The 8,688-nt window shown below is 69.2% G+C and carries 8 protein-coding genes; 5 read left to right on the top strand and 3 right to left on the bottom strand.

Annotation, left to right across the window (positions count from 1 at the left end; genetic code table 11):
- Positions 1 to 71: 71 nt before the first annotated feature.
- The 3 genes from B9S57_RS27110 to B9S57_RS27090 form a co-directional block, all read right to left on the bottom strand.
- Entirely contained in the window at positions 72 to 485 is a 414-nt protein-coding gene (locus B9S57_RS27110) for a cytidine deaminase (protein WP_103514549.1), read from the bottom strand.
- 21 nt (positions 486 to 506) lie between these two features.
- The gene (locus B9S57_RS27105) at positions 507 to 1,640 is read right to left on the bottom strand and encodes an IS630 family transposase (protein WP_103514550.1); all 1,134 of its coding nucleotides are present in this window, start codon (positions 1,638 to 1,640) and stop codon (positions 507 to 509) included.
- Positions 1,641 to 2,641: 1,001 nt separating this feature from the next.
- Entirely contained in the window at positions 2,642 to 3,091 is a 450-nt protein-coding gene (locus B9S57_RS27090; protein ID WP_146057821.1) for a hypothetical protein, read from the bottom strand.
- Between the two features lie 542 nt (positions 3,092 to 3,633).
- Between B9S57_RS27090 and B9S57_RS27085 the strand changes: the two genes are divergently transcribed.
- The 5 genes from B9S57_RS27085 (at position 3,634) to B9S57_RS27065 (ending at position 8,626) form a co-directional block, all read left to right on the top strand.
- Positions 3,634 to 4,374 (top strand): DUF2786 domain-containing protein, encoded by a 741-nt coding sequence (locus tag B9S57_RS27085; protein WP_181011492.1) that lies wholly within the window; start codon positions 3,634 to 3,636, stop codon positions 4,372 to 4,374.
- Between the two features lie 77 nt (positions 4,375 to 4,451).
- Complete coding sequence (locus tag B9S57_RS27080; RefSeq protein ID WP_146057820.1) at positions 4,452 to 4,916, top strand: DUF6197 family protein; 465 nt, start codon at positions 4,452 to 4,454, stop codon at positions 4,914 to 4,916.
- 93 nt (positions 4,917 to 5,009) lie between these two features.
- Positions 5,010 to 6,785 (top strand): ParB N-terminal domain-containing protein, encoded by a 1,776-nt coding sequence (locus B9S57_RS27075; RefSeq protein WP_103759829.1) that lies wholly within the window; start codon positions 5,010 to 5,012, stop codon positions 6,783 to 6,785.
- A 65-nt stretch (positions 6,786 to 6,850) separates the two neighbouring features.
- On the top strand, positions 6,851 to 7,273 hold the full coding sequence (locus B9S57_RS27070; protein ID WP_103759828.1) for a hypothetical protein: 423 nt from the start codon (positions 6,851 to 6,853) through the stop codon (positions 7,271 to 7,273).
- Between the two features lie 135 nt (positions 7,274 to 7,408).
- Entirely contained in the window at positions 7,409 to 8,626 is a 1,218-nt protein-coding gene (locus B9S57_RS27065) for a hypothetical protein (protein WP_258036638.1), read from the top strand.
- The last annotated feature ends 62 nt before the right edge of the window (positions 8,627 to 8,688 follow it).

The raw sequence follows: 8,688 nt of genomic DNA, 5'->3' as shown, positions 1-8,688 counted from the left end.
TGCTAGTGCCGCGTCAGGCAACGTTCGCCCTGTTGTCGGCAGCGGTGCCAGATGGTGCTCGGTGGAGCGGTTCACTCAGCGCCGAGCTGGTGGTCGGCCCAGACGTAGCTTTCGGGCAGCAGGTCGGTGATGAGGACGGTTCGGATGCGGTCGCCTTCGCCGACGATGACCTTGAGGGACGGGAAGTAGTCGAGGAGGACCTGACGACACCGGCCGCATGGGGGAACAACTCCTCGGTCGCGGTCGCCCACCGCGACGATCGTGTTGAGCTCGTAGGCGCCCTGGGCGGCTGCCGCGCCGATGAGGACCATCTCGGCGCAGGGACCTCCCGTGAAGTGGTAGGCATTCACGGTGGTGACGATCCGGCCGTCCTGGGCGCGGGCCGCGGCTGCCATCGTGTGGTTGTCGCCCCGGCAGCGGGTGCGAGCGACGTGCGCCGCGGCCTGGATGAGTTCGTGGTCGACGGGGTGGGTCTGCGTGGTCATTTTCTCTTCCTTCGTCAGGTGTCAGGCGACGTTGACCCGTGTGACGAGGGTGCGCAAGCGAATATCGGCGGTGTGCTTGTTTCGCCAGATGATGTAGCGGCGGATCATGCTGCCCTGCTCCTTGTGGCTGGCGTGGTCGGTGCCGTCGAGGGTGAAGTAGCGAAGGGCGGTGAACTGGGCCTCGATCCGGTTGAGCCAGGAGCTGTTGGTCGGGGTGTAGGCAATTTCGACGTTGTTCGCCGTGGCCCAGGTGCCGACCCGCTGGCACTTCTTGGTGGTCAGGTGCGGGGAGAAGTTGTCGCAGACGATCGCGATGCGGACCTGGGGCGGGTAGAGGCTGCGCAGATAGCGGCAGAACTCCAGGAACTGGGTGCGCTTCTTGATCGGCTTGATGTGGCCGTAGAGCTTGTCCCTGGCCAGGTCCAGGGCGGCGAACAGGTGCCGTACTCCGCCGTAGCGGTTGTAGGTCGCCCGCCGCCTGCGGCGCGGTGCGCGGTCGGGGTCCTTGTGTTTCCCGCCGCGCTCGGCCCATTGCCGGCCGGGGTGGGGCATCAGGTTGAGCGGCCCGAACTCGTCCACGCAGAAGATGACTTCGGGCTCGTCCACCTCGGGTATGACCTCCCCGTCGGCGATCGCGTAGAGGTGCTCGACCCGGGCCTTCTTGGCCGCGTAGTCCGGATCGCGGGAGGTCTTCCAGGTCTTCAGGCGTTGAAAGGAGACGCCTTCCTCGCGGAGCAGGATGCGCAGGCCCTCGTGGCTGATGTCGTCGACCACCCCCTCGGCGACCAGGAAGTCCGCCAGCTTGGTCAGGCTCCAGGTGGAGAACGGCAGGTCGTGCTCGGTCGGCTTCGACTTCGCGATCTTTTTGATCTCGCGCCGCTCGGGCAGTGTGAACGTCTTCGGACGCCCGCCCTTGTACTTCGGATACAGCGACTCGAAGCCGTCGGCGTTGAAGTTGTGGATCACATCCCGGACCCGGTCCGCGCTGGTGAAGGTGACCTCGGCGATCTTCGCCACCGGCATGCTCTGCGCGGACAGCAGGACCATCTGGGCCCGCCGCCAGGTCACCACCGACCCGGTGCCCCGGCGGATGATCCGCAGCAGCCGTCTGCCCTCATCATCGTCGATCTCGCGTACGCGTACTCGCTCTGCCACCTGGACAGGGTGACGGCCACGCGCCGCCCGGCACAGCACCGGGACGGCGCGTCACGTCACAACAGGGCAAACGTTGCCTGACGCGGCACTAGCACGCCGAGACCAGCAGTGCCTGGTCCTCCAGTGGAAGCCTCCAGGGCAGGCCGCTGCGGACCGCGTCCGCACTCCAGCCCGGCGTACACATCAGCCTCCTGACGGCATGCGTGCTCAGCCCGTAGAGCGGGGCTGTCGACCTGTAGTAGGTACCGCCGGACGAAGTCGTCCTCCCGCACGATGCTCTCCTGGCAGCCAGGGCAGCGGCGGAACACCACCCTGTGGGTAAAGCCGGAGGGGCGATTGCGCCCCATATTGTCCAGAGTGCGAGCGGGTGCCTACATCACCAAAGGCTTAGAGGTCGCCCTTCTGTAACCGCTGTGTGAACCCGCACGGTGATCTCCGCCGCGGACTCCCCGCTCCTTTGGCCGGCGCGGATGGCGGCACCGATGGCACGGGAGCGCCCTGCCGGGCCACGGACATCAGCGAGGGGACTGGTGGGGTCTCTACGGCGGGCCAGCCATTCGGCCCGGTTCTCCGCCGCAGTCCCGAGGCGCAGGTGCGTCGGCTGCTGGCAGGAGTGGTTGTCGCAGGTGTGGCAGACGGTCGGGCTGTCTGTACCCCAGCCGAGCCGAGGGATGACACCGTGCGCGAGCTGGTACCCGTAGAGGTGGCCCGGCACCGTGCCGCGTCGCGTCCTGCCCGGCCGCGACGCCGCCCTGAAGCTGGCGTGGCCGGTGCTGGAGATCCCGCCGAAGAAGAACCAGCAGTCCTCGGTTGACGAGGTTCGGTAGACCTTTGCCCAGTACCGGGCCTGAATGGACTCGTTGGCCAGCCAGGACATCCACTCAACAGCCGGTATACGAACGGGCGTTGGCTCACCGATGAGGGAAAGTTGCTCGTCAACGTGAACGGGCCCGGACCCGTTCACCGCCGCGAGCGGGAAGAGTCCGGGCCCGATGTCGTTCTCAGGCGGCATCAGCCCGGCTGTCGTCCGCCGTGACGACCGGGGCCGGGGCGCCCGATGTCGAGGAAGGCGCGTCTGCCGCATCCACCCGAGGCTTGCGGGTTCGGGTGGTGCGGGGCCGCTCGGCGCGGGCTCGCAGCGATTCGATGATCTCCTTCGCCCGAGCGGCCGTAACAGGCTTCGCCTCGCGTTCCAGCTCCTCCGCCGGGACGCCCAGCAGTTCCGAGACCAACTCGGCGTCGTTGTCGAACAGCCGCAGGACTACAGCAGCAGCCTCCCGGGCCGTGACGTCGGCCTCCTCCTTCGCCTTGGCCGCCTTCACCGCAGCCTCACGTGCAGTCAGCGCGTGCTCGGCGGCCATCTCCCGCGTCTTCGCCTTCACCGCTTCAGCAGCGCGAACCCGCCGCCGCAGCTCCGACGCGCTCACCGGTCCTGCCGAATTCGTGCTCACCCGTGCCCCCAGTTCTGTTCGAAATCAGTGCTCGTCGTGCGCACCGTAGGCACAGGTCCGCGGACATCTCGAACCACGCCTTCATTGGGTGCCGGCGAGGGCGAAAGGCTGCCTCCGGCGGGTCCTCCTCGGAGGGGGTGGGGGCTGGTTGGTCGGGTGCGGGAGCGTTGTGGTGCAGGTGGTGAAGGCGGGGTTCCCTCCTCGGCCGGACACCTCAAGGGGCGTACCAGGAACCCGGACACGGCGTCCAGGCCGAGCCGCTACGCGGTCGCTACGCGAGCCAGGACGCCGCGCCCGGAACCCTGGTACGGCGGAGCTGTCCGACCGAGGAGGGAACCCCGCCCAGGCCCGTTGTGGCCAGGCCCGGCCGGGCGGGTGCGGGCCGTGGGGTGCAAGAAAAGGCCAGGTCAGCGCCCTTATCTGGGTTGACCCGACCCCTAGAACATGGTTTAATTAGTGATGTCGGAAGGGGAGGGCAACCCCCGACTGGCACACGGCAGGCCGACCGGCCGCCGACAACCTCTCTCACCAGGAGAACGAACGTGAGCACCACGAAGGCACCCGCGAAGCTCGAAACCATCCGCGCCCTGCTCGCCAGGGCGGAGGACCCCCGCACGCCGGAGTCGGAGGCGGAGCTGGCCCGGAAGCGGGCGTTCGAGATGATGGCGAAGTACGGCGTCGAACAGGCGATGCTCAACGACGCCAACCCGGCCAGCGACGTCCCGACGGATCGCAAGATCGTTCTGGATAATCCGTGGGCGATGGAGCGGGTCCGCCTCATCAACCGCATTGCGCTCGCCCTCGGTTGCGAGCTGATCCACCTTGGCCGGGATGGCAGCGGCCCGGCGCGCCGGGTGCACGTCTTCGGGTACGCGAGCGACCTTCAGCGTGTCGAACTGCTCTACACCTCCCTTCTGCTCCAGATGAACGGCGGACTGGCCGCTCAGTCGGTCCCGCCGGGCCAGGGTGCGCGTGCCTGGCGTCGGTCCTGGCTTCTCGGCTTCATCAACCGGGTGGGGGGCCGTATCGAGGAGGCCGAGCGCGGCGCACGCGACGAGGCTAAGGGCGAGACCACCGCCACCGGCCGCAGCGCGGCCCTCGTGCTCGCGGACCGCAAGGCCGTCGTCTCGCGCAGCTATCAGCAGGCGTACCCCCGTGCACGGAAGGGTGGCACCACCACCATGACCGGCAACGGGTACGGAGCCGGATGGATGGCGGGAAGCCGCGCCGACATCGGCGGTAAGCGGATCGGCCGCACCACGGCCGGGTCCGTAGCCGCGTAACCCCGTCAAGGCCGGGGGGTGGCCATCCGCCGCCCCCCCGGCCGCCGAGCCCGCGACCTACCCCAGGAGGCATGACCGTGCCCGCTCGAAAGCCACTGGCCACCCCCGCCCGCATCCTCACTGCCGCCGCCGACCACATCGAACACGTCGGCCTCTATCAGGGTGACCACCTCTGGCAGCCCGGCCGGATGGGCGACACCGCCCCGTGCACCGTGCTGCACGCATGGGAGCGCGGCGTGCGTTCCGTCCGGCCCCGCTGGTCCGTGCGCGGTGAACCGTGGGACATCTTCCAACGAGCCCTGTTTGACTCCCTTGTGGTGCTCAGCAACCAGGTCAACGGCCGCCCCGTGCCCGGGGTCCGGTGGCGAAAGCTGCGGCTCACCGAGGACGCCTACCGGCGCACCCTCCTGTGGTGCTGGGGGGACGAGCCTGAGTGGACCACCGCCGAGGCCACCGTGATGATCCGCACCGCCGCAGCCCTGCATCCGAGTGACGGCGATCACAGCACCCAGGGTTGCCCCACCCTCAAGAACATGGTTTAATTAATGGTGTCGGAAGGGGGAGGGCAACCCCCCGACCGAGAACGACACCGGGCCGAAGGGCCCGAACAACTCTCACCAGGAAGAAAAGGACCGATGACGAACACCAAGACCCAGGCCGGCGTCCAGGCTGCTCCTGCCTCGTGGCCGACCCTCATGGTCTCCGAACTCGCCGCGCACCCCGGCAACGTCCGCGACATCGAGGCCCCGGCCGATCTGCTGGCCGACGTGAAGGATAACGGCGTCGTCGAGCCGCTGTACGTCGTCCGCACCCACGGCGACGTGCCGCAGGTCATCGACGGGTTCCAGCGGCTGGCCGCCGCCGTCGCCGCAGGGCTGGAGACCGTGCCGGTCATGCCCCGCCCCGTCATCCGGATCGACGCGCTCACCCCGCACCCGAAGAACGCCCGTGAAGATCTCGACCTCACCGCGCCGTTCGTGGACTCACTCCGCACCGAGGGGTGCCGCATCCCCGTCAAGATCCAGCGGCTCGACTGCGGAGTCCTCCAGGTCAACGACGGAAACCGTCGCTATCACGCAGCGACGGACGCGGGTCTTACCCACCTGCCGTACGAGTGGGAGGACGACGACCGCGACGCAGCCGGGCAGTTCCTCGACATGATCACGACCGCTCAGCACCGTAAGAGCCTCACCACGTCCGAGATGAACCAGGCCATGTTCAGCGCCGCCGAGGCGGGCGCGCAGGTCGGGCGAATCGCCAAGGCCGCAGGCGTGCGGCAGAAGGACGTCAAGACGCTGGTCAAAGTCAGGTCTGACGAGAAGCTGAGCGCCGCCGTCAGCGGCGCAGGCAGTTACGAGTGGACTTTCGAGCACCTGGCCGCGCTCTCGGAGTTTGCCGACGATGCCGAAGCACTCGCCGCGATCACCGAGGCCGCCGCCGAGGACGACGCCGACGAGGGAGACGGTGACTGGGTCATCGCCATCGAGCGGACCAAGCGCGACAAGCGGAACAAGGCGGAGGCGCACCGCGCGGAGCTGGAGACGGCCGGGCAGAAAATCAGGGACGCCGAGGAACTGGCCGAGCGCGCCATGCCCGTGTGGCGACTGCGCGGCATCAGCACCGAGGAGCACGCCGAGTGCAAGGGTCTTGTCTGGGTGCTCGATGAGCGGCGGGGGGACCGGTACGAGCCCTACTGCTCCGCCCCCGGCCTGTACGGGCACACGGTGCCCGAGGGTGCAAGCGCCAGCGGCGGCACGATGACCGCCGCCGACAAGGAGGCCGAGCGCGCCGCCCGTGCCGCCGTCAAGAAGGGGAACATCGACTGGGACGCGGCCGAGGCTCTGCGCCGGAAGTGGATCACGGACCTGATCAAGCGGCGCAACCTCCCGAAGAACACCAGCAACACTCTGATTGGGCACGTCAATAACGCTCTGCTGAACGGGAGTTGGGGTATCTCCGACGACCTGGACAAGGAGGGCACCACGGAGATTCTGGCCGGATTCCTGGGGCTGAACGCCGAGCAGGCGAAGGACCGGAGCAGCTTTGCCGGGCACGTTGCCAAGGACCCGCGCCGGGCCCCGCAACTCCAGTTCGCTGCCATCGCGGCCGTCCGCGAGAAGTGCGCGAACCGGTCTGCATGGCGGACGGACAGCCAGCACGCCCCGTGGACGCGGAAGCCCACCGGCCGGTGGTTCCAGGTGCTCGCGTCCCTCGGGTACCCGCTCACGCTCATTGAGCAGTCGGTCGTGGACGAGGAGCCCTACGACCCGTCGAAGAAGAAGCCCCGGGCCGCGATCACGTCCGGCAGTGAGCCGGAGGCCGAGCAGGAGCCCGGCACCGACGAGGAGGCGGGTGAGCCGGAGGCCGAGGAGGCCGACGATCCGGCCAGCGACGACGAAGCCGCTGCCTAACCACCTCAGCCGCCCGACGCCGGGGGCGGGAACTGCCCGCCCCCGGCACCCCCAGGAGCCCCACAGTGACCCGTACGGCGCTGTTCGAGACCCACGCCGACGGCCACGGTTGCGGATGCGTCCCCGCCCCCGCCGAGCCCGACCCCGGCACCACCGCCGACATCATGCAGGCCCGCGCCATCGCGGGCGGACTCGCGGAGTTCGGCATCGGCCCCGCCCGCTGGTCTGCCGCCTACGACCATGAGGCCGCCGCAGTCGTCCTGCGCGTGGACAGCCCGCGCGGACTGTACGCACTCGCCATCCCGGCCCCCGGCCAGCCGTTCCCCGTCCGTCACCGTGGCGAGCGCATCGGCGCGCTGGACTGCCGCCGCACGTACGGCACCGCCGACAGCTACACCGCCGCCCTGTTCGCCGCGTTCCTGCGCGATCGCGCCGCACTCGACATCCCCGGTCGGGATGCTTGCCCGACACCTGCAAACATGGTTTAATTAATGGTGTCGGAGGGGGAGGGCAACCCCCCTCCGGTCCCACGGGCCGCCAGCCGGCCCGACCCCGGCCGTACGTGGAGGGCAACCCGCCCGGCCGGGCGCTCGATTCCTCTCTCACCAGCAGGAGCACCCACGATGACCAGCGCAGCCATGCGGTTTTCCATCCCCGCCACGGCCCAGTCCCGCGTCCGTCAGCTTGTCGAGGCCACCAACGCCCGCGCCGCCGTCCACCACCTCACCGCGTACACGCTCGACATCTCCGCGCCGTTCCTGGCCGACTACCACGACATCGACGGCCGCCTGATCGGCAAGCGCCCCACCGTCACCGTGACGATCTCCGGTGACATCCCCCGTCACCACGGCTGGACCGCCATCGCCCGCCTGGACCACGACGAGGAGGGCGAGACGATCACCAGCCTGTTCCCCGGTCTGCCCGAGCAGGACGCCGAAGCCGCGCGCCAGTACCGCGCCATTGAGAACTTCTGCCACGGGTGCGCCGTCGCCCGCCACCGCACCGCCACCTACCTTGCCCGCAACGAGAACGGCGAGATGAGGCAGTTGGGCACCACGTGCGTCGAGCCGTACACCGGTCTGCCGATCAAGGGTCTTGAGGCCCTGTGGCGGTTCGGCACGCTGAAGGACTCCGATTGGGACGGCGAACAGGGTGGTATCCCGGCCGATCTCCGCGTCCCAGTGATCGAGGTCCTACGGGTGACCGCCGCCATCGTCAAGACGGAGGGCCGGTTCTACAGCCGGTCCGAGCAGTGGAAGAACACCCAGCCGACCGCCGACGGCGTCGAAGCGTACTTCTTCGACCGCAAGGCCCCGATGGAGTGGCGGGCCGCCATCGACGCCGACCCCGACGCGCCGACCACGGCCGCCGCCGTCCGGGCGTGGGCCGTCCAGGGATACGGCAGCCTCTCCGACTACCGACACAAAGTGGGCCAGTTGGCGAAGAGTGAGACTGTCGACCCGCGCCACCTGCCGACGCTCGTGTCCGCCATCGCGGGGTGGTACCGCGACCAGGAGAAGGAGGCTACCGAGCGAGCCGCACAGAACAGTAAGCCGCAGGGCACCGTGGGCGAGCGCATCACCACCCCCGCCACCGTCACCACCGTGATCGAGCTGGAGGGCCGGACGTACGGTTACCAGACCCAGCGCCGCCGACTGGTGAAGTTCCAGGACCCGCAGGGCAACGTGTTCGTCTGGTTTAGCAGCGCCGCCGACGTCCCCGACCAGGGCGACGAGGTCGAGCTGACCGGCACGGTCAAGGACCACAGCATCTACGGCGAGACCGCACAGACGGTTCTCACCCGGTGCCGCGTCGCCGCACGCGAACCGGTCGCCGCGTAGCAGGCCCGGCCGGGCGGGAAGGACCGCCCGGCCGGACCCCGGCCGCCGGGCCGTGTGGTGGG

The sequence above is a fragment of the Streptomyces sp. SM10 genome, from assembly GCF_002910915.1.
Classification (GTDB): domain Bacteria; phylum Actinomycetota; class Actinomycetes; order Streptomycetales; family Streptomycetaceae; genus Streptomyces.
This window is presented reverse-complemented; position numbering and strand designations above follow the sequence as displayed.